The sequence below is a fragment of the Massilia sp. TSP1-1-2 genome, assembly GCF_049896185.1.
Classification (GTDB): Bacteria; Pseudomonadota; Gammaproteobacteria; order Burkholderiales; family Burkholderiaceae_D; genus Telluria_A.
In genome coordinates, this window is the sequence record NZ_JAFCTU010000039.1 from 1 (window position 1) to 19,539 (window position 19,539).

At 60.4% G+C, this 19,539-nt stretch carries 20 protein-coding genes; 3 read left to right on the forward strand and 17 right to left on the reverse strand.

Features of this window, described 5'->3' with window-relative positions:
* Positions 1–433: 433 nt before the first annotated feature.
* Positions 434–937: a hypothetical protein gene (locus ACP7BV_RS23455; RefSeq protein ID WP_426107214.1), complete on the forward strand. Its 504-nt coding sequence runs from the start codon at positions 434–436 to the stop codon at positions 935–937.
* A 134-nt stretch (positions 938–1,071) separates the two neighbouring features.
* Here ACP7BV_RS23455 and ACP7BV_RS23460 read toward each other — a convergent pair whose 3' ends face one another.
* From ACP7BV_RS23460 to ACP7BV_RS23485, 6 genes are all read right to left on the reverse strand, one after another.
* Positions 1,072–1,308 (reverse strand): type II toxin-antitoxin system Phd/YefM family antitoxin, encoded by a 237-nt coding sequence (locus ACP7BV_RS23460; RefSeq protein ID WP_426107215.1) that lies wholly within the window; start codon positions 1,306–1,308, stop codon positions 1,072–1,074.
* Between the two features lie 125 nt (positions 1,309–1,433).
* On the reverse strand, positions 1,434–1,781 hold the full coding sequence (locus tag ACP7BV_RS23465) for a hypothetical protein (RefSeq protein ID WP_426107217.1): 348 nt from the start codon (positions 1,779–1,781) through the stop codon (positions 1,434–1,436).
* A gap of 103 nt (positions 1,782–1,884) precedes the next feature.
* Positions 1,885–2,481 carry a DJ-1/PfpI family protein gene (locus ACP7BV_RS23470; protein WP_426107218.1) on the reverse strand — a complete coding sequence of 199 codons (597 nt, stop codon included), beginning with the start codon at positions 2,479–2,481 and terminating at the stop codon, positions 1,885–1,887.
* A gap of 26 nt (positions 2,482–2,507) precedes the next feature.
* Positions 2,508–2,813, reverse strand: coding sequence for a hypothetical protein (locus ACP7BV_RS23475; protein ID WP_426107220.1), 306 nt, complete (start codon positions 2,811–2,813; stop codon positions 2,508–2,510).
* 36 nt (positions 2,814–2,849) lie between these two features.
* Positions 2,850–3,392 carry a GNAT family N-acetyltransferase gene (locus tag ACP7BV_RS23480; RefSeq protein WP_426107221.1) on the reverse strand — a complete coding sequence of 181 codons (543 nt, stop codon included), beginning with the start codon at positions 3,390–3,392 and terminating at the stop codon, positions 2,850–2,852.
* 6 nt (positions 3,393–3,398) lie between these two features.
* Positions 3,399–4,886, reverse strand: a complete 1,488-nt coding sequence (locus tag ACP7BV_RS23485; RefSeq protein ID WP_426107223.1) for an aldehyde dehydrogenase — start codon at positions 4,884–4,886, stop codon at positions 3,399–3,401.
* A gap of 197 nt (positions 4,887–5,083) precedes the next feature.
* On the opposite strand from ACP7BV_RS23485, the gene ACP7BV_RS23490 reads away from it, so the two are divergent.
* Complete coding sequence (locus tag ACP7BV_RS23490; RefSeq protein ID WP_426107224.1) at positions 5,084–6,520, forward strand: sodium:solute symporter family protein; 1,437 nt, start codon at positions 5,084–5,086, stop codon at positions 6,518–6,520.
* 151 nt (positions 6,521–6,671) lie between these two features.
* Here ACP7BV_RS23490 and ACP7BV_RS23495 read toward each other — a convergent pair whose 3' ends face one another.
* From ACP7BV_RS23495 to ACP7BV_RS23505, 3 genes are all read right to left on the reverse strand, one after another.
* Positions 6,672–8,117, reverse strand: coding sequence for an aspartate aminotransferase family protein (locus tag ACP7BV_RS23495; protein ID WP_426107225.1), 1,446 nt, complete (start codon positions 8,115–8,117; stop codon positions 6,672–6,674).
* Between the two features lie 26 nt (positions 8,118–8,143).
* Entirely contained in the window at positions 8,144–9,514 is a 1,371-nt protein-coding gene (locus tag ACP7BV_RS23500) for a glutamine synthetase family protein (RefSeq protein ID WP_426107226.1), read from the reverse strand.
* Between the two features lie 92 nt (positions 9,515–9,606).
* On the reverse strand, positions 9,607–10,374 hold the full coding sequence (locus tag ACP7BV_RS23505) for a gamma-glutamyl-gamma-aminobutyrate hydrolase family protein (protein ID WP_426107228.1): 768 nt from the start codon (positions 10,372–10,374) through the stop codon (positions 9,607–9,609).
* Positions 10,375–10,602: 228 nt separating this feature from the next.
* On the opposite strand from ACP7BV_RS23505, the gene gabD reads away from it, so the two are divergent.
* Positions 10,603–12,057, forward strand: a complete 1,455-nt coding sequence (gabD, locus tag ACP7BV_RS23510) for an NADP-dependent succinate-semialdehyde dehydrogenase (RefSeq protein WP_426107229.1) — start codon at positions 10,603–10,605, stop codon at positions 12,055–12,057.
* 20 nt (positions 12,058–12,077) lie between these two features.
* Here the strand turns inward: gabD and ACP7BV_RS23515 are convergent, their stop codons facing one another.
* From ACP7BV_RS23515 to ACP7BV_RS23550, 8 genes are all read right to left on the reverse strand, one after another.
* On the reverse strand, positions 12,078–12,434 hold the full coding sequence (locus ACP7BV_RS23515; RefSeq protein WP_426107231.1) for a nucleotide pyrophosphohydrolase: 357 nt from the start codon (positions 12,432–12,434) through the stop codon (positions 12,078–12,080).
* 169 nt (positions 12,435–12,603) lie between these two features.
* A complete protein-coding gene (can, locus tag ACP7BV_RS23520; RefSeq protein ID WP_426107232.1) occupies positions 12,604–13,266 on the reverse strand; it encodes a carbonate dehydratase in 663 nt (220 codons plus the stop codon).
* Between the two features lie 147 nt (positions 13,267–13,413).
* Positions 13,414–14,547 carry a molecular chaperone DnaJ gene (gene dnaJ / locus ACP7BV_RS23525; protein ID WP_426107233.1) on the reverse strand — a complete coding sequence of 378 codons (1,134 nt, stop codon included), beginning with the start codon at positions 14,545–14,547 and terminating at the stop codon, positions 13,414–13,416.
* Positions 14,548–14,662: 115 nt separating this feature from the next.
* Positions 14,663–16,606, reverse strand: a complete 1,944-nt coding sequence (gene dnaK, locus ACP7BV_RS23530) for a molecular chaperone DnaK (RefSeq protein WP_426107235.1) — start codon at positions 16,604–16,606, stop codon at positions 14,663–14,665.
* A gap of 91 nt (positions 16,607–16,697) precedes the next feature.
* Complete coding sequence (gene grpE, locus ACP7BV_RS23535; protein WP_426107237.1) at positions 16,698–17,234, reverse strand: nucleotide exchange factor GrpE; 537 nt, start codon at positions 17,232–17,234, stop codon at positions 16,698–16,700.
* Between the two features lie 357 nt (positions 17,235–17,591).
* On the reverse strand, positions 17,592–18,695 hold the full coding sequence (hemH, locus tag ACP7BV_RS23540) for a ferrochelatase (RefSeq protein WP_426107239.1): 1,104 nt from the start codon (positions 18,693–18,695) through the stop codon (positions 17,592–17,594).
* 288 nt (positions 18,696–18,983) lie between these two features.
* Positions 18,984–19,295: a hypothetical protein gene (locus ACP7BV_RS23545; RefSeq protein WP_426107240.1), complete on the reverse strand. Its 312-nt coding sequence runs from the start codon at positions 19,293–19,295 to the stop codon at positions 18,984–18,986.
* Between the two features lie 65 nt (positions 19,296–19,360).
* Entirely contained in the window at positions 19,361–19,504 is a 144-nt protein-coding gene (locus ACP7BV_RS23550) for a DUF2798 domain-containing protein (protein WP_426107241.1), read from the reverse strand.
* Between the last annotated feature and the right edge of the window lie 35 nt (positions 19,505–19,539).

Genomic DNA, 19,539 nt, shown 5'->3' on the forward strand with positions numbered 1-19,539 from the left:
TAGTGTGTTTCGAGATACTCACATCATATCAAGCACTTACGGCATTCTTGCCCTTTTTTATGCAAAATCCAGGCTAGTCTACCCTTGCCCATGTCGGCCCTTTATCTCCAGTGATTGCAATTCGTTCCAGAACAATTTGGTGACCGTGATTTCCCGGAGGATTGCACAGCATATTTGCGTTTGCACGGATCTGATACGCAGCGTTGGGCATGTTGCCTATCATAACGTAGACAAAAGTTGTACGCAGCGAATCCCGAGTCCATGCGGTCCGCATAATTGTTTTTAAGTGCTAATCGAGATTTCGCTATTCCGGTCTTAAAACGATGCATAATGAAAACGCTACAGTTAGTAACAATGAACTTAGTACCCTTGCAGTTGAATCTACATTCCCTTCGCCGTCCACCACGATCAATCGTCCACTGAAGGTGACAATATGAAATTAGGTAGCGCCACGATAATTTCTTTCCTGACCCTTGCTGTTGTCTCCGTTGCTGCGGTCGCTGCCCCAGGCACACCAATTGGAGGAATCATCGTCAAAGGCGGGAAAAATCCGGGAGGGCAGATGCTTGTGTTGGGGACGACAGATGCCGAGGGCAAATTCAAGATTAAGTTTGCGGAGAGTGGCGACTACAAGCTTGAATTCGTTGGCAGAGTGAACAAAAATTTGGTTGCGCGGGGCGCCGACGACGTAGGTCTTGAGTATGCTGTACGAGCGGTCGCTGACACGCAGAAGCTACTTCAAGGCGCAAGTCATACAGCACGCTTTTCGAGCAACCTGGGAAATGCTCAGCTTGTGGTAACGGTGCCAAAAGGTGGTGCCGAGATTGCCGGAGTGCTCCAAACCACCAGCCCAGTCGAGGCCGGCCCATCGGCCGAGCGCGCTATTAATGAGAGCGGCGTAAGCGTGAAGTCATCGAAACCGAAGGGTAGCAAGTGATCTCGAACCAAGCCGAGTACGGAATTTTCGATGAAGGTCACATCCACACGCGTGCCTGTTCCAGGGTTTCAGCGGCACTACTGCGCGCCTTCGCGACCCAGATAGTACCAGTACTCCTGAGTCCAGGTAGCGCATCAATAACGGTCTGATTCGCGCAGCTTTCGAATGAATTCCCCTGCTGACTCTGTCTGCGGAGTCATCTGTGCGCGGTGTTCGGCAAGACTGGACATTTGCTTGCGCGCAGGCTCGCTGGGCACGAGCTTCACAACCGCACGCCCACGCTTGGTAATCGAAATTTCCTCGCCGGCTTCGGCCAAGCTGATCAAGCGACTCAGTTGTGCCTTTGCCTCGGCAAGCGTATAGGTGGACATCGTTCCCGCCTGACTATTCAGATGATCATCTGCTCATAGCACGTGACTCAGTCGCGGGAGCCTGTCGTCCCGACGCCTACACTTTACGATCGCGCCGGGCCACATATATATGCGCGAAAGAATAGTCAGTCCGAGCCATCATAAATCTCGCCCTCATCACCGGATACGAACGCGGCCAGCTCAGAGGCAAGCAGCAAGGCGGCAGACATAATGGGATCATCACGGAAAGTAGAAGACGGCGCCTTGAAAGAAATTTTCCCTCGATTCCAATGAAACACTCTCGCCCATTGGCCTTCCACCAAGATTGCTACGGTCCCGTCCTGGCCTTGCACGGCGATTTTTGCTCCGGTCACGGGGTTTATGGCTGTTGAATTCGCCTCATCCAATTGACGCTCGCCGTGCGCTGTTACGGTCGCAATCCATTCCACCAGTTCAATCGGATCTTCGCGCTCGATGTGCAGTCCGTATGCCACTACTGTTCTCCTGATGTCGAATTCGGCGGCGCCAAGTCGCCACTGTTTTGGCGCGCCAGCACATCATTAACGATGAGAAGCCTTGCGTGAGTTGCACGAACGGTCAGCAAGGCCGGTCTCGCCAATCGAAGTCCATCTGGCGCGCCGTGCTTGTCGCAAGGCGATGATCGACAATCCGCGCTACCAGATGAAGGCTCATGTCGATGCCAGCGGAAATGCCGGCGGAGGTAACAACGTGGCCTTCGTCCACCCAGCGTTGCCCATCGAGCACGTTCACCGAGGGAAACATCGCCTGCATTTCCGCGATATCTTCCCAATGGGTTGTCGCTGCCTTCTTTTCCAGCAAACCAGCTTTGCCCAGGAGAAACGCGCCGGTACAGATGGAGGCCGTGATCCGGGCGCTCCTGGAGCATGCTTCGATCCATTTGGACACTTGCGGCTTGGCCAATTCTTCAGTGACGATTCCGCCCGGGACGATCAACAAATCAATGGGGGGATGATCCTCAAAGTCATAGTCCGGAACCACACGCAGACCGGCGCGTGCCCGCACTGTTGCCTTCGATTGAGCCACCGTGAAGACATCGAAGGTCGAGGTTTCGGTGCCGTGAAGTCGTTTGAACACCCGCGATGCGGTACTGAACACTTCATAAGGGCCGGCGAAATCCAGCACCTCTACGTTCTCGAACAGAAAGATGCCCACCGTGCATACCATGCCCACTCCGTAAATCAGTAGCGCATAAAAAGCGACATGACCATGCCGGCCACGACAATGAGCGGAATGAGCGCCGCAGCCAACGCAATCCCGGCGCGCACCTTGGCAGTACGAAGGGCGTAAGCGGCCAGGCCTATCGCAGCAATGAGGCTTAGCGCCCCCGCAAAAAACACCGCCGTCGACCATTTCCGCGCTGCTTCAACCTGCTCGCGTGCATCCGGCGCAGGATCGCCCATCTGGGAGAATACCCCGAACAGCGCCAGCGGCCACGCCACAGCAACAAGAATGAGGGCCAGGTTTGCTGCCGTCGTTTTTTTCATGATCCGCCATATGCAAGATGACTGCGAGTGAGCACGTCATGCATCGGCATGCCGTTCAAAGTGCAGACGGTCGTACCACACGCCGCCAAGCTCGAAACTGCGCTTGGAACGGCCGTACTGCACGAACCCATTGCGCTCCAGCACGCGCACCGATGCTGCGTTTTCCGCGCGCGCATCGGCCTCGATGCGCAGCAGGCCAAGCTGGCTGAAAGCAAGCGCCACGACTTGGCGCACTGCCTCGCTGGCATAGCCCTTGCCGCCTGCCGACTCTGCAATGCGATAGCCCAGGACGGCAGAATGATAATGCGCGCGCTTTACTCCGCTCAGGTTGGCCCTGCCAACAAGGTCACCGGCGTCGTCCTTTACCAGAAACTGGTAGCCACGATCGTGGGCGGCATCGGCGAGCGCTGTTTCAATTGCTTGTGCCACGCCTGCGGCTGAATAATAGGAAGGCAGCCTTGCATTGATGTTCGCTTCGAAAAACTGCCGGTTCCTCAATTCAAAATCAAGCAGTTCACGAACATCAGAATGGCCCGGAGATCTCAAGGCGACCGTCGCGTCGGCCACATTAGAAGCCATCAACATTCATCCTATCTGGATCCAGGTGGTCTTCAGTTCGGTGTACTTGTCGAACGCGTGCAGGGATTTGTCACGCCCATTGCCCGACTGCTTGTAGCCGCCAAAAGGCACGGTGATATCGTCGCCATCGTACTGGTTCACATGCACCGTTCCCGCCCGCAGCGCGCGCGCAGTCTGGATCGCCTTGCTGATGTCGCGCGTCCACACGGCCGCCTGCAGGCCATACGGCGTGCCATTGGCCTGTTTTACCGCATCCTTGATGTCGGTAAAACTGAGCACCGACAGCACCGGGCCGAAAATCTCTTCCGAGGCGATGCTCATCGAACTGTCGACCTGGTCGAACAAGGTGGGCGCGACATAAAAGCCGCCCGTTTCCGTGCGCGCCGCAGCGCCGCCGAACAGCAGCTTGGCGCCGGCCTGCTTGCCCTGCTCGATGTAACCCATCACGGTCTTCATCTGTGTGGCGTCGACAATGGCGCCCATTACGGTGGCCTCGTCGAGCGGATCGCCCGGCTGGTACTGGGGCATCAGTGGCAGCGCTTTTTCCAGGAACGCATCCTTGATCGATGCTTCGACAAACAGGCGCGAAGGCGCGTTGCAGCTCTCGCCCTGGTTGAAGTAAATCGAGCCGATGGCGGCTCTGACGGCGGCGTCAATGTCCGGGCAGTCGGCGCACACGATATTGGCCGACTTGCCGCCCAGCTCAGTCCAGGCGCGCTTCAGGTTCGACTGGCCCGCCATCTGCAAGATCTGCTTGCCGACCTTGGTCGAGCCGGTAAAGCCGATGCAATCGACATCCATGTGCAGCGCGAGCGCGGCGCCAGCCTCGTGCCCGTACCCCGGAACGACATTGAACACGCCGGCGGGAATGCCCGCCTCGAGCGCGATCTCGGCCAGGCGCAAGGCCGTCAGAGGCGACTTTTCAGACGGTTTGAGGATCACGCTGTTGCCGGCGGCGAGCGCCGGGGCGATCTTCCAGGCGGCCATGATCATCGGGTAATTCCACGGCACGATGGCGGCCACCACCCCGACCGGCTCGCGCGTGATCAAGGCCAGGCTGTTGTCGGCGGTGGGCGCGATTTCATCGTAAATCTTGTCGATCGCTTCGCCATACCAGCGGATGCAGTTGGCCGCCGCCGGCACGTCCACGCTGCGGCTGTATTTGATCGGTTTGCCCATGTCCAGCGTTTCCAGCAGCGCCAGCTGATCGGTATTGGCCAGCATCAGGTCGGCGAACCGGATCAAGGTGCGCTTGCGCTGCGCGGGCGACTGGCCGGCCCAGCGCCGGTCCTCGAAGGCGGCGCGGGCGGCGGCCACGGCGTCGTCCACGTCGGCCGCCTGGCAGCGGGCGATGGCGCCCAAGTTGCGCCCGTCGATGGGCGAGATATTGTCGAAACGCTGTTCAGTCCTGGACCACACCCGCTCGCCGCCGATGAATGCGCGTCCGTCCGGCTTGACTGCCGCTGCCTGGTCATGCCAATTTGTTGCCGCCATTATTGTCTCCTCGCTGGATTTTGCCCTGGCGCGCCGTCGATATGGCGCACCCCGTTTGCCACAGTGTCGCATGTTAGACACTGGACCAAGTTTTCATTTTGACCAGTGTTTTGTCCCGGTATAATCCTCAGGTTTTGCCGCCGGCCATTCTTGCCAAAAATCAATATCAGACTTTGTTTTCCTGGGAGTGACGATACATGAATTACACACTGATTACCTGCGTGGTGATCTATCTGCTCGCCACGCTCGGCATTGGCGTCTGGGCCGGCACCCGCATTAAAAACACCGCCGACTTTGCCGTCGCCGGGCGCAGCCTGCCGCTGATCATGGTGGTGACCACCACCTTCGCCACCTGGTTCGGCGCCGAAACGGTGATGGGCATCCCCGCCCGCTTCGTGCAGGGCGGGCTCAATGCCGTCGTCGAAGACCCGTTCGGCGCAGGCTTTTGCCTGATCCTGGTGGGCATGTTCTTTGCGGCCCGGCTGTACAAGCTCAATTTGCTCACCATTGGCGACTACTACCGCCAGCGCTACGGCAAAGGCATCGAGATCTTTTGTTCGGTCGCTATTATTTTAAGCTACCTCGGCTGGGTGGCCGCGCAAATTACCGCGCTCGGCCTGGTGTTTACGGTACTGACCAACGGCGCCATGAGCGAAGCGGCCGGCATGATCGTGGGCACGCTGGCGGTGCTGGTGTATGTGGTCGCGGGCGGCTTTCTGGCCGTGGCCATCACCGACTTCATCCAGATGATCGTGCTGGTCATCGGCCTGTCCATCATCGCCTATTTCGCGGCCGACCTGGCCGGCGGCGCGGACCAGGTGTTCGCCATGGCAAACCGCGACCACCTGTGGAAGTTCCTGCCGCCGCCAAAGTTCCATGACATGGTGTTCTTCCTGGGCGCGGCCGTCACCATGATGCTCGGCAGCATTCCGCAGCAAGACGTGTTTCAGCGCGTCATGTCGGCCAAGAACGCGCCCACCGCGCGCGCCGGCGCCATGATCGGCGGTGCGAGCTATATCTTGTTCGCCTTTGTGCCGATGTTCATCGTTGCCAGCGCCGTGCTGGTCATGGGCCAAAGCGGCGTGGACATGGTCAAGAATGATTATCAGCGTCTGTTGCCCACGTTCGTGATGACCAAGATGCCTTTGATGATGCAGATTATTTTCTTTGGCGCGCTGCTGTCGGCGATCAAGAGCACCTCGTCGGCCACGCTGCTGGCGCCGTCGACCAGCTTTGTCGAGAACATCCTCAAGCACCTGCGTCCAGGCATGACCGACAAGCAGCAACTGCTGGCGGTACGCGTGTCGATTGTCGTGTTCGCGGCCCTGGTGCTGACCTATGCGATCAAGATGCACGGCACCTCCATCTACGAGCTGGTCTCGAGCGCTTATCAGGTCACGCTGGTGGCCGCCTTTGTGCCGCTGGTGATGGGCATGTACTGGCAGCGCGCCACCACGCAAGGGGCGATCGTGTCGATCGCCGCAGGCTTGATCACCTGGATCCTGTTCTTCCCGCAGCTGACAACGTGGGGTGAGCATTTCCCCGGTCAGCTTGCCGGCTTGATTGCAGCGTTCATCGGGATCGTTATCGGTTCGCTGATGCCGCAAGTGCTCGGAGACCGCAAGGTGCCGTAGGGCGTAAAAGCGCAAGCGCATTACGCCAATGTTCGCGTCAACGTGACGCGGACATTGGCGCAATGCGCTGCGCTTTTGCGCCCTACGGGTTGCGTCGTGGCAGAATCGGTTCGCTGATGCATTACATCAACGTGACGCGGACATCCTGGTTTTACATCCAGCCGCGCTGCTGCAGGTCGGCCAGCGTGGCGTCGAGGCAGAACCGGATCTTAGCGACCATCTCGTCGATCTGTGCGCACGTCATCACCAGCGGCGGCGCGATAATCATCCGGTCGCCGACGGCGCGCATGATCATGCCATTCTCGAACATGTGGCCGCGGCAAATCATCCCCACCGACTGATCTGGCTGAAAATACTCGCAGTCGTGCACATTGGCTGCTTTCTTGCGCACCAAATTCAAGCCCGCGACAAAGCCGCAGCTGTTGGCAAAGCCCACCAGCGGATGGTCTGCCAGCGCGGCGAACTTGGCCTTCAGGTATGGCCCCGTTTCCAGCGCCACCTTCTCGACCAGCTTTTCCTCGAGCAGGATATGCAGGTTTTCAAGCGCCGCCGCGCATGCGACCGGGTGGCCCGAATACGTGAAGCCGTGATTGAAGTCGCCGCCTTTATCGATCAAGACCTTCGCAACCCGGTCGCCCACCAGCACGCCGCCAAGCGGCACATAGCCCGAGGTCACGCCCTTGGCAAAGGTGATCAGATCGGGCTTGATCTGCATGAGCTCCGAACCGAACCAGGCGCCCAGGCGGCCAAAGCCGCAAATGACTTCATCGGCAATGAGCAAGATGCCGTACTTGTCGCAGATGCGCTGGATCTCCGGCCAGTAAGTGGCCGGCGGGATGATCACCCCGCCCGCGCCCTGCACCGGCTCGCCGATGAACGCGGCCACCTTGTCGGCGCCCACTTCCAGGATTTTTTTCTCGAGCCAGCCGGCGGCCACCAGGCCAAATTCGTTTTCGCTCATGCCCTGGCCTGACTCAAGGTAGTTCGGCTGGCCGATATGCTCGATCCCGGGAATCATCCCGGCCTGCTCGTGCATCCCTTCCATGCCGCCCAGGGCCGATCCGGCCAGCGTGCTGCCGTGGTACGCGTTGTAGCGGCTGATGATGGTGTGGCGGCCCTGGTAGCCCATCAGGTCCCAGTAGCGGCGCACCATGCGCAGGTTGGTGTCGTTCGCTTCCGAGCCCGAGCCGGTGAAAAACACGTGGTTGAACTGCGGCGGCGAGAGCTCCACCAGCAGAGCGGCCAAGCGCACGGCGGGCACATTGGTGGTGTTGAAAAAGCTGTTATAAAACGGCAGCGTCTCCATCTGCTTGTAGACGGCTTCAGAAATGCGGGTGCGCCCGTAGCCGACGTTCACGCACCACAGGCCCGACATGCCGTCCAGGCTCTTGTTGCCTTCCGAATCCCACAGGTAGATGCCATCGCCGCGCACCATCACGCGCACGCCCTTTTCCTTCAGGGCGGCGTGGTCGGTGAACGGATGCATGTAGTGCTGCGCATCGAGCTTGCGGATCAATGCGGTGTCGTAGATTTCATGAACGGCCGCCTTGACGCCGGCAAGGACGGCAGCGGCTGGTGCTAAGGATTGTAGTGGCATGATGGACCTCGGTTTCGTGTTGATGTTCAGACGTGGAGCAGCAAGTGTTCGCGTTCCCACGGACTGATGACGGTCATGAATTCCTGGTGCTCCAGGTCCTTGATGGCCGAATACACGTCGATGAAGCGCTCGCCGAGCACGGCGCGCAGCTTGTCTTCGGCGCGCAGCATGGCCAGCGCTTCGGGCAGGCCTTGCGGCAGTTCGAACGGCATCTCGTAGGCGCTGCCGGTCATCATCGGGGTCGGCTCGAGTTGCTCGGTCATGCCCAGGTAGCCGCAGGCGAGCGTGGTTGCCAGCGCCAGGTAGGGATTGGCGTCGGCGCCGATGATGCGGTTTTCCACGCGCCGGTCCTGCACGCCCGATTCGGGCACGCGAAAGCCCACGGTGCGGTTGTCCAGGCCCCACTGGATGTTGATCGGCGCTGCCGTATGGCGCACGATGCGGCGGTACGAGTTCACATACGGCGCGACGATCGCCATCGCCGACGGCATGTAGCGCTGCAGCCCGCCGATGTACTGCTTGAACAGGGGCGACGCGGAACCGTCTTCGTTGCTGAAGATGTTCATGCCGGTCTTGGTGTCGACCACGCTCTGGTGCACGTGCATGGCCGAGCCGGGTTCGCCGGCCATCGGCTTGGCCATGAAGGTGGCGTACATGTCGTGCTTGAGCGCCGCTTCGCGCAGCGTGCGCTTGAAGAAAAACACCTTGTCGGCCAGGCCCAGCGGGTCGCCGTGCTGGAAGTTGATTTCCATCTGGCCGGCGCCGATCTCGTGGATCAGGGTGTCGACGTCCAGGTTCATCAGTTCGCAGTAATCGTAGATGTCTTCGAATAGCGGATCGAATTCGTTCACCGCATCGATGGAGTACACCTGGCGGCTTGTTTCAGCACGTCCGCTGCGCCCGATGGGCGGCTTCAGAGGCAGGTCCGGGTCGATGTTCTTGGCCGTCAGGTAGAACTCGAGTTCAGGCGCCACGACCGGCTTCCAGCCCTTGTCGGCGTACAGCTTGAGCACGCGGCGCAGCACCGTGCGCGGCGCGAAGTCGACCAGTTTGCCGTCCGAAAAATAGCAGTCGTGGATGACCTGCGCGGTCGGGTCAACCGCCCACGGCACCATGGTGATGGTGGTCGGGTCGGCCTTGAGAATCATGTCGCGGTCGGTGGTGGAAATGGCGCGGTCGTAGGCGCCGTCGGCGATCGGGTAGTTGCCCGTCACGGTCATGCCCAGCACCGCCTCGGGAATGCGCATGCCGCGCTCCTGCGTGAACTTGGCGCGCGGGAGGATTTTGCCGCGCGCGACGCCGGTCAGGTCGGGAATCAGGCATTCAATTTCGGTGACTCGTTTTTCATTGAGCCACAGGTCCATGTCTGTATAGGTAAAGTTTTCGCGAATTGCCATGATTGTCTCTCGGTAGTCTTGCTCAAACGCCGGACGAAAAACGTCCCGTGCGTACTATGGATGCTGGCGCGCTTGCGTGTCTGCGGGCGAAGCTAAGGAACCGGCGCGCCTTTTTTTGCGCAAAATGCGCGGCAGGCGTCGCCGAACGCGCCGAACATGCGCATCGAGTCGGGGTTCTCAAGCAGCCGCCATTCCGGGTGCCACTGCACGGCCAGCGTGAAGCCGGGCGCCGCAGGCACCGAAAACGCTTCGACCAGGCCATCGTCGGAGCGCGCTTCGATCGCAATCCCGTCGGCCAGGCGGTCCACGCCCTGGCCGTGCAAGGAATTGACCGCTATGTCGGTGGCGCCGCCCAGGATGCGCTGCAGCGTGCCGCCCGGCGTGAGCGTGATGCCGTGCGCTGGCGCGTACTGCGCCTCGAGCGGCAGCGCCGGGTCTTCGCGGTGGTCCATCTTGCCCGCCACCTCCTGCACTGCCTGATACAGGCTGCCGCCCAGGGCCACGTTCAGCTCCTGGAAACCGCGGCACACCGCAATGACGGGAATGCCGCGCTTGATCGCCTCGCGGATCAGGGGCAGCGTGGTGGCGTCGCGCCCGGGGTCTTGCGGCAGTTCGGGGTCGTACACGTCCTCGCCATAGTGGCTCGGGTGGACGTTGCTGGCCGAACCGGTCAGCATGATGCCGTCGCAGGCATCGAGGATGCTTGCCAGGTCAAGCGCATCGCCCAGCGCAGGGACGATCAGCGGCGTGCAGCGCGCCCCGAGGACGACCGCATCGACGTATTTGATCTGCGCCGCGTAATAGGGATGCTCGCCTATGGCGCGGGTGCATGCTGGAACGAGAACGATGGGACTGCGCATAAAGCCTGCCAGTGTAAAAGTGCGGCACTCAGCACCATCATAAAGCCAATTCGGGACGATTGCGAGTGCCGATTGATGTATATCGAACAAGTGCCTAGCATACTTGCTTATGGCGAAGGATGCCAACACGCCGGGCTCTTTTCCTTACCGAAAGGCAATGGAGCGGAGCACGCAAGCTTGCCAATTGGGCTAACATGGATGATCTTCCTCCGACTCAGAAAGCCGATCATGCTGAACCTGAAAGACCCTACCCTGCTGCGCCAGCAATGCCTGTTAGATGGCGAATGGTGCGATGCCAACGATGCGAGCACCATCACCGTGTTCAACCCGGCCACCGGCGAGCAACTGGGCACGGTGCCGCACATGGGCGCGCTCGAGACCAAACGCGCGATTGACGCCGCCAACGTCGCCTGGCCCGCGTGGCGCAAAAAAACGGCCAAGGAGCGCAGCGCCATCTTGCGCAAGTGGAATGACCTGATGCTCGCCAACGCGGACGACCTGGCAGTCATCATGACGGCCGAACAGGGCAAGCCTTTGAGCGAATCGAAAGGCGAGATCGTTTATGCGGCTTCGTTCATCGAATGGTTTGCCGAAGAAGGCAAGCGGGTGGCGGGCGACACGCTGCAGTCGCCCTGGGCCGACCGGCGCCTGATGGTCACCAAGGAGCCGATCGGCGTGTGCGCGGCCATCACGCCGTGGAACTTCCCGGCGGCGATGATCACCCGCAAGGTCGGTCCGGCGCTGGCCGCAGGCTGCCCGATGGTGGTCAAGCCGGCCGAGCTGACGCCGTTTTCAGCGCTGGCGCTGGCGGTGCTGGCCGAACGCGCCGGTGTGCCCAAGGGCGTGTTGAGCGTCATTACCGGCGACTCCAAAGCGATCGGCGGCGAAATGACCAGCAACCCGATCGTGCGCAAGCTGACCTTTACCGGTTCCACCCAGGTGGGGCGCATTTTGATGCAGCAGTGCGCGCCGACAATCAAGAAGCTGTCGCTCGAATTGGGCGGCAATGCGCCTTTCATCGTGTTTGACGACGCCGACCTCGATGCGGCGGTGGAAGGGGCGATCGCGTCCAAATACCGCAATGCGGGCCAGACCTGCGTGTGCGCCAACCGCCTGTATGTGCAAGATGGCGTGTACGAGCAATTTGCCGAAAAGCTGGTCGCTGCCGTGGGCAAGCTCAAGGTCGGCAACGGCCTGGAAGAAGGCGTCACGCAAGGGCCGCTGATCGAAGAAAAGGCGGTCGTCAAGGTCGAGGAGCACATCGCCGACGCGCTGGCCAAGGGCGGACGGCTGCTGGCCGGCGGCAAGCGCCATGCGCTGGGTCACAGCTTTTTTCAGCCGACCATCATCGCTGATGTGACGTCGGCTATGCAGGTGGCTTCCGAGGAGACTTTCGGGCCGCTGGCGCCGCTGTTTCGCTTTAAAACCGAGGACGATGTGATCGCGATGGCGAACGACACCGAGTTCGGGCTGGCGGCCTACTTTTATTCGCGCGACATCGGACGCGTGTGGCGCGTGGCCGAGGCGCTGGAAAGCGGCATGGTGGGCGTGAACACGGGGCTCATTTCGAACGAGATCGCGCCGTTTGGCGGCGTCAAGCAGTCGGGCCTGGGGCGCGAAGGATCGACCTACGGGATCGAGGATTATTTGGTAATCAAGTACATTTGCATGGGTGGGATTTAATCTGGAGTTTAATCCGGAATCTAATCTGGATATTCATTGTATTTTCGGGCGTCGCCGCGCACTTTGTCGGCCGGGTATTTGGCGCGGTTGAGGATCATTTTCTCCTCGACCGCGGCGCCCAGGTCGACATCGAGCTTGTCGGCCAGGCGCACCAGGTAGACCAGCACGTCGGCCATTTCGTGGCGCACCTGTTCGAGCTTGGCGGGGCCAAGTTCGGCGGCCCCGCCGCTGTGCAGCCACTGGAAGTGTTCGAGCAGTTCTGCCGCTTCCACGCACAGGGCCGAGGACAGGTTCTTGGGCGTGTGGAACTGGTCCCAGTCGCGTTCGGAAACAAAGGTGCGCACGGTGTCGCGGATGGTGGTCAGGTCATGGCTCATCGCTTTATCCAATGGTATTGCCCGCATCGTCGCACAAGGTACGCCCCGTATGTCGGAAAAGCGTAGCGCATTCCGACAGGTGTCCACGGGACGCGAACATGTCGGAATGCGCTTCGCTTTTCCGACCTACGGACCTACGGCCCATGGCGGCGCAAAGCTGGAATGCGCTTTACACAGTGTATTCCTCGAGCCGCGACACCAGCTTGGGCGCCAGTTCTTCCGCGCCGCTCACGCTCATGCCCAGGTCGCGCAGCAGGCCGTCGTGCAGGCCATACACCCAGCCATGCACTGTCAACTCCTGTCCGCGCTCCCACGCGTCCTGCACCACCGTCGTCTGCGCGGTATTGACCACCTGCTCCGTCACGTTCAGTTCCACCAACCGGTTCGCGCGCGCGCCCGAGGCCAGCGATTCGCCCAGATATTTCTCGTGCTTTTGCGAGACGTCCTGCACGTGGCGCAGCCAGTTGTCGGCCAGGCCGATGCGCTTGTTGACCATGGCCGCATGCACGCCCGAGCAGCCGTAGTGCCCGCAAATAATGACGTGCTTGACCTTCAGCACGTCAATGGCAAACTGCAGCACCGACAGGCAATTCAGGTCCGAGTGCACCACCACGTTGGCGATGTTGCGATGGACGAACAGCTCTCCCGGGGCCAAGCCAAGCAGCTCGTTGGCGGGCACCCGGCTGTCGGAACAGCCGATCCACAAATACTGGGGTGACTGCTGGTTCAGCAGCGATGTAAAGAAGCTCGGGTTGCTGGCAACCATCGCCGCCGCCCAGTCCTGGTTGCGGGTAAACAGAGCCTGAATGTCTTGTTCTGATTGCGTGGTCATGTGGGATCCGTCGAGTCAGTATGATTATCATAGGGTGGAACAACGAAGCGCCTTCCACCAAAGGCACGCGTCAAGGCGACGCATGCCTTTGGTGAAAGGCGCTTCGCCTCTTCACCGTACAGTAGCGCACCTTGCGGGTGCGATATTTTACTCGAAAAAATCCTTCACCTTGTCCATCCACCCTTTGCTCTGCGGGCTGTGCTTGGCGCCGCCCTCGGCGGTTAGGCGTTCGAATTCCTTGAGCAGGTCTTTCTGCTTGTCGGTCAGCTTGACGGGCGTTTCTACCGCCACGTGGCAGAACAGGTCACCCGCGTAACCGGAACGCACGCCCTTGATGCCCTTCGCTTTCAGTCGGAACGTCTTGCCCGATTGCGTACCTTCGGGGATGGTGAACGATACCTTGCCCGACAGCGTAGGCACTTCGATCTCGCCGCCCAAAGTCGCCTTGACGAACGAAATCGGCATCTCGCAATGCAGGTCGTCGCCTTCGCGCTGGAACACGGTGTGCGCCTTGATGTGGATCTCCACATACAGGTCGCCCGCCGGCCCGCCGTTGGTACCCGGCTCGCCATTGCCAGACGAGCGGATGCGCATGCCGTTGTCGATACCGGCCGGGATCTTCACTTCCAGCGTCTTGTTGCGCTTGATGCGTCCCTGGCCGCCGCATGGTGCGCACGGATCGGTAATGACCTTGCCGTTGCCGTGGCACTTGGGGCAGGTCTGCTGGATGCTGAAAAAGCCCTGCTGCATGCGCACCTGGCCGTGACCTGCACACGTGGTGCAGGTGGTCGGCGACGTGCCCGGCTTGGCGCCCGTGCCGTGGCAAGTGTCGCACTTGTCCCAGCTTGGCACGCGGATGGTGGTGTCGAAGCCGTGTGCTGCCTGCTCGAGCGTGATCTCGAGGTTGTAGCGCAGGTCGGCCCCGCGGTAGACCTGGGGACCGGCACCGCGCCCGCGGCCGGCGCCACCGCCGAAAATATCGCCGAAGATGTCGCCGAAGCTGTCGGCGAAACCGCCGCCGCCAAAGCCGCCGGCGCCGCCGCCACCCATGTTCGGGTCCACGCCCGCATGACCGTAACGGTCATACGCTTCGCGCTTTTCCGGATTGGTCAGCATCTCGTACGCTTCTTTGACTTCCTTGAACTTCTCTTCCGATTCCTTACTGTCCGGATTGCGGTCCGGATGGTATTTCATCGCAAGCTTGCGGTACGACTTCTTGATTTCTTCATCCGAAGAATTCTTTGCGACCCCAAGGATCTCGTAAAAATCTCGCTTTGCCATTTGTCGGCACCTTGCTGTGTGACTGAATCTGAAACACTGACTCGTTTATGCAAAAAAACCGAGCCGCAATGGGCCCGGCCGTATCTGGAGGCAGGGGCGCGCGCCCCTGCATCTGCTACTTGGCGTCTTTGACTTCCTTGAAGTCGGCGTCCACCACGTCGTCTTGCGCCTGCTTGCCCGCGTCCGCGCCTGGCTGCTGCTGGCCGGCGTCGCCGCCCGCTGCTTCCTGCTTGGCCTGCATGTCGGCATACATCTTTTCGCCCAGCTTTTGCGACGCGGTCGACAGTGCTGCCACCTTGGCGTCGATCTCGGCCTTGTCGCCGGCCTTGATCGAGCCTTCAACTTCGGTGATCGCCGCTTCAATGGCTTCCTTCTCGCCGCCTTCGAGCTTGTCGCCGTATTCGGTCAGCGACTTGCGGGTCGAGTGCACCAGCGAATCGGCCTGGTTGCGTGCTTCGGCAAGTTCTTTCACTTTCTTGTCTTCTTCGGCGTTCAGTTCAGCGTCTTTCACCATCTTCTGGATTTCCGCTTCCGTCAGGCCCGAATTGGCTTTGATGGTGATCTTGTTTTCTTTGCCGGTGGCCTTGTCCTTGGCGCCGACGTGCAAGATGCCGTTGGCGTCGATGTCGAAGGTCACTTCAATCTGTGGCGTGCCGCGCGAAGCCGGCGGAATGCCCTCGAGGTTGAATTCGCCCAGGCCCTTGTTGCCGGCAGCGATTTCACGCTCGCCCTGGAAGACCTTGATCGTCACGGCAGGCTGGTTGTCGTCGGCCGTCGAAAACACCTGGCTGAACTTGGTGGGGATGGTCGTGTTCTTGTGGATCATCTTGGTCATCACGCCGCCCAGCGTTTCAATACCCAGCGACAGTGGCGTCACGTCCAGCAGCAGCAAATCCTTGCGCTCGCCCGACAGCACGGAACCCTGGATCGCGGCGCCGACAGCGACGGCTTCGTCCGGGTTGACGTCCTTGCGCGGCTCTTTGCCGAAGAATTCCTTGACCTTTTCCTGCACCTTTGGCATGCGGGTCATGCCGCCGACCAGGATGATGTCGTCGATGTCGGATACCTTGACGCCGGCATCCTTGATCGCCGTCTTGCATGGCTCGATGGTGGCCAGAATCAGTTCCTCAACCAGCGACTCGAGCTTGGCGCGCGTCATTTTCAGGTTCAGGTGGACCGGCGCGCCGTTCGCCATGGCGATGTACGGCTCGTTGATTTCGGTCTGCTGCGACGACGACAGTTCGATCTTGGCGCGCTCGGCCGAAGCCTTGATGCGCTGCAGGGCGATCGGATCTTTTTTCAGATCCAGGCCGTTAATCTTCTTGAATTCGTCGATGATGAAGTCGATGATGCGCTGGTCGAAGTCTTCGCCGCCGAGGAAGGTGTCGCCGTTGGTCGAGAGTACTTCGAACTGCTTTTCGCCGTCTACGTCAGCAATTTCAATGATCGAGACGTCGAACGTGCCGCCGCCCAGGTCATACACGGCGATCTTGCGGTCGGCCTTGTCGTTCTTGTCCAGGCCAAACGCCAGTGCGGCGGCGGTCGGCTCGTTGATGATGCGCTTGACGTCCAGGCCCGCGATCCGGCCGGCATCCTTGGTTGCCTGGCGCTGCGAGTCGTTGAAGTATGCCGGCACGGTGATGACCGCTTCCGTGACTTCTTCGCCAAGGTAGTCTTCGGCCGTCTTTTTCATCTTGCGCAGCACTTCTGCGGAGATTTGCTGTGGCGCGAGCTTTTTGTCGCGCACGCCGATCCATGCATCGCCGTTGTCGGCTTTGAGGATCGAATACGGCATCAGGCCAATGTCTTTCTGGACTTCTTTTTCGTCGAACTTACGGCCGATCAAGCGCTTGACCGCGAACAGCGTGTTCTTCGGATTGGTGACCGCCTGGCGCTTGGCCGGCGCGCCAACCAGAATTTCGCCATCTTCCTGGTAAGCAATAATGGAAGGCGTCGTACGCGCACCTTCAGCGTTTTCGATTACCTTTGGCTGACCATTTTCCATGATCGCGACGCAGGAGTTAGTTGTTCCCAGGTCGATACCGATAATTCTGCCCATGATGTTTTCCTTTTATTTACTTAGTTTCAGATAGCTTGGATATTTGGTAAAACGGCGCGCTTTCAAGACCTTGGAGCGCGGCAGGCGGACTTTATTTCGCCTGCGCCGCCGTGACGATGGCTGGCCGCAGCAGGCGGTCAGCGATCATGTAGCCCTTTTGCAACACATTGACGACGGTATTGGCTTCCTGCTCGGCGGGCACCACGGCCACGGCCTGGTGCTTCATCGGGTCGAGCTTGTCGCCCTGGACTGGCAGGATTTCAACCAGGCGGTTCTTTTCGAACGCCGAGGTCAGTTGCTTGAGCGTCATTTCGACGCCTTCCTTCAGGGACTCGACCGACGGGGTCTCGACCTTGAGCGCCATTTCCAGGCTGTCGCGCACGGGTACCATGGCCTCGGCGAAGCTTTCGATGGCAAATTTATGGGCCTTGCTGACGTCTTCCTGGGCGCGGCGGCGGATGTTTTCGCCCTCGGCCTTGGCGCGCATGAATGCATCGTGCATTTCCGCGAGTTTGGCTTCGGTGGCGCTCAACTGCTCTTCCAGGCCGGGTGCGCCGGCTTCAGGCGCGAGGGCCTGATCAATTTCTTCCTGAGTCGCGGACACTTCTTGGTTTTCTTGGTCTTGCATCGAAAAAACTCCTACTATCAATGACTTAGCTGTTAATTGACGTGTCGTGCTAACCACACAGCCCCAAAGATGGGGATGTTAGCTACAGTTTCAAGGGATATAAGTACGCGCCGCTCTGTGTGCAATGTTACAAATCTTACCAAATGGGAGATTCACTTCTGCGCGCGACGGATTACTATGTACTTAAGCGCGCAGGCCTGCGAATTGTCGCTTGCCACGCGTCCAGGAGTTCCCGTCATGAAGTTGCCGCTCATTGCCATTAGCGTCGTCGCCTACACCGTGCTTGCCATGGCGTGGATCGTGTACGCCGGCTTGACGCCTGTCCACCCGCTATTTTAGCAGGCCGGGCCGCCAGGCTCAGCTTGCGCCCAGCTTGACGGCATTGGCGCGCCCCGCTTGGGCATCCTTCAGTTCGGCTTCGCGTTGTGCCGACGTCAGCATGGTCGGCCAGCCCAGCAGGTGTTGCTCGGCCACGTCGGCCAGCGCCGCGATCCACGAGTCGGCCTCGTTCAGGCAAGGTATATAGTGAAAGTCGCGTCCGCCCGCCCCGATGAAGTCGTGCCGCGCTTCCATCGCGATTTCTTCCAGCGTTTCAAGACAATCGCTGGTAAAGCCCGGGCAGATCAGGTCGACCCGCTTGAACCCTTCCTGCGCCAGCTTTTGCAGCGTGGGCGCGGTGTAGGGTTGCAGCCACTCGGCCTTGCCGAAGCGCGACTGGAACGTCACCAGGTACTGCTGCTCGGACAAGCCCAATTCGGTGGCCAGCAGGCGCGCCGTCTTGTAGCATTCGCAGTGATACGGGTCACCCAGCATCAGCGTGCGCTTGGGCACGCCATGAAAACTCATGATCAGCTTGTCGCCGCGCCCGTTCGCTTCCCAGTGCTTGAGCACGGTGTCGCGCAGCGCGCCGATATACGCAGGATGGTCGTGATAGTTGCGGATCAGGCGCAGTTCGGGCACGTTGCGCACCTTGGCGTAGTGGGCGAACACCGCGTCGTTGATCGAGGCGGTGGTGGTGCCGGAATATTGGGGATAGGCGGGCAGAATCAGCACCCGCTCGCAATGCTCGGCCTTGAGCCGGTCCAGCACCTCGGCCAGCGAGGGCGAGCCGTAGCGCATCGCCATCACCACGCCGACCTTGTGGCCGCGCTGGCCGAGCGCGCCGCGCAGCAGCGTCGCCTGCTTTTGCGTGTGCACCTTGAGCGGCGAGCCTTCCTTGGTCCAGATCTGCGCGTACTTGGCGGCCGATTTCGACGAGCGAAACGGCAAAATGATCAGGTTCAGAATCAGCCACCAGACGGCGCGCGGGATTTCAACCACGCGCGGGTCCCACAGGAATTCTTTCAGGTAGCGCCGCACGGCCGGCGCGGTCGGCTCGTCCGGCGTGCCCAGGTTGACCAGCACGACGGCGGTCGTGCCCACGGTCCCGTGGGTGTACGGTGGTTCTTTGCGATAGGCCATGGTTGATCTGGAGAGTGAGGGCGAAGGAACGATATTATCCTAGATTACCGTGTTGCTCGTCGGATCGTCCGCGAACCGGGGTCAGATCACTTCTGCCGATGGGACAAAGTGGTCTGACCCCTGTTCACAGGCAACTATTCGTCCACATGCGCCGGCACTGCGGTTGGGAATGGCATGCGCGCCATGCGCGAGCGGGTGCAAGAACAAGGCGGAACGCTCGAGCATGGCCACTGCCGCCCCGGGTTCGCCCCTGTGCCCGAAGATAGAGTCATGAAACTCTGCCAGGCATCAGAACTGGCGATGCACCTTCAGCACGCGACCATAGCCGACCGTGCCGGTTTCCCACAGATTGAACTCGTCGTTGTGCTTGAAAAACGGCAGCGCGAGGTCGGGAAACAGGAACTCGACCTCGAGCGTGCGCGACGCGCCCAGTTCGAAGCCCGTCTCGCGCGGCAATTCGCACCTGAACGAAAAATGCTGCCCGCGCGCGCTCAGAATGCCCCGGTACTCGCCCCCCGGCAGCGCTTCGGCGCGCCCGCCCCGCTCGGTGGTCAGCAATTTGAGCTTGACGGTAATGTCGGCAATGATGGGATTGTTCACAGGGCGATTGAGAGTTAAGGAGCGAGGCCATTATAGATTCTTACCGGCCCGCCATTCCAGCCTTTTCAGGCGGATGTGACAATCGCCGCCGTCGCCCGCCGCACCACGGGCAGGATTAGCAGCAGCACGGGAAAGGCAAACTGCCACGACCAGGCCCAGGCCCGAATCCACATCGCGGCCACGCCCGGGACGAGCCCGACCGCCTGCAATAACTTGAACCAATCGGTACGATTATGTAAAGGGC

Excerpts from the sequence above, each read along its gene's own strand:
- ACP7BV_RS23455 (WP_426107214.1), top strand. The coding sequence starts at position 434 with ATGAAATTAGGTAGCGCCACGATAATTTCTTTCCTGACCCTTGCTGTT.
- ACP7BV_RS23460 (WP_426107215.1), bottom strand. The coding sequence starts at position 1,308 with ATGTCCACCTATACGCTTGCCGAGGCAAAGGCACAACTGAGTCGCTTG.
- ACP7BV_RS23475 (WP_426107220.1), bottom strand. The coding sequence starts at position 2,813 with ATGAAAAAAACGACGGCAGCAAACCTGGCCCTCATTCTTGTTGCTGTG.
- ACP7BV_RS23480 (WP_426107221.1), bottom strand. The coding sequence starts at position 3,392 with ATGGCTTCTAATGTGGCCGACGCGACGGTCGCCTTGAGATCTCCGGGC.
- ACP7BV_RS23485 (WP_426107223.1), bottom strand. The coding sequence starts at position 4,886 with ATGGCGGCAACAAATTGGCATGACCAGGCAGCGGCAGTCAAGCCGGAC.
- ACP7BV_RS23490 (WP_426107224.1), top strand. The coding sequence starts at position 5,084 with ATGAATTACACACTGATTACCTGCGTGGTGATCTATCTGCTCGCCACG.
- ACP7BV_RS23495 (WP_426107225.1), bottom strand. The coding sequence starts at position 8,117 with ATGCCACTACAATCCTTAGCACCAGCCGCTGCCGTCCTTGCCGGCGTC.
- ACP7BV_RS23500 (WP_426107226.1), bottom strand. The coding sequence starts at position 9,514 with ATGGCAATTCGCGAAAACTTTACCTATACAGACATGGACCTGTGGCTC.
- ACP7BV_RS23505 (WP_426107228.1), bottom strand. The coding sequence starts at position 10,374 with ATGCGCAGTCCCATCGTTCTCGTTCCAGCATGCACCCGCGCCATAGGC.
- gabD (WP_426107229.1), top strand. The coding sequence starts at position 10,603 with ATGCTGAACCTGAAAGACCCTACCCTGCTGCGCCAGCAATGCCTGTTA.
- ACP7BV_RS23515 (WP_426107231.1), bottom strand. The coding sequence starts at position 12,434 with ATGAGCCATGACCTGACCACCATCCGCGACACCGTGCGCACCTTTGTT.
- can (WP_426107232.1), bottom strand. The coding sequence starts at position 13,266 with ATGACCACGCAATCAGAACAAGACATTCAGGCTCTGTTTACCCGCAAC.
- dnaJ (WP_426107233.1), bottom strand. The coding sequence starts at position 14,547 with ATGGCAAAGCGAGATTTTTACGAGATCCTTGGGGTCGCAAAGAATTCT.
- dnaK (WP_426107235.1), bottom strand. The coding sequence starts at position 16,606 with ATGGGCAGAATTATCGGTATCGACCTGGGAACAACTAACTCCTGCGTC.
- grpE (WP_426107237.1), bottom strand. The coding sequence starts at position 17,234 with ATGCAAGACCAAGAAAACCAAGAAGTGTCCGCGACTCAGGAAGAAATT.
- hemH (WP_426107239.1), bottom strand. The coding sequence starts at position 18,695 with ATGGCCTATCGCAAAGAACCACCGTACACCCACGGGACCGTGGGCACG.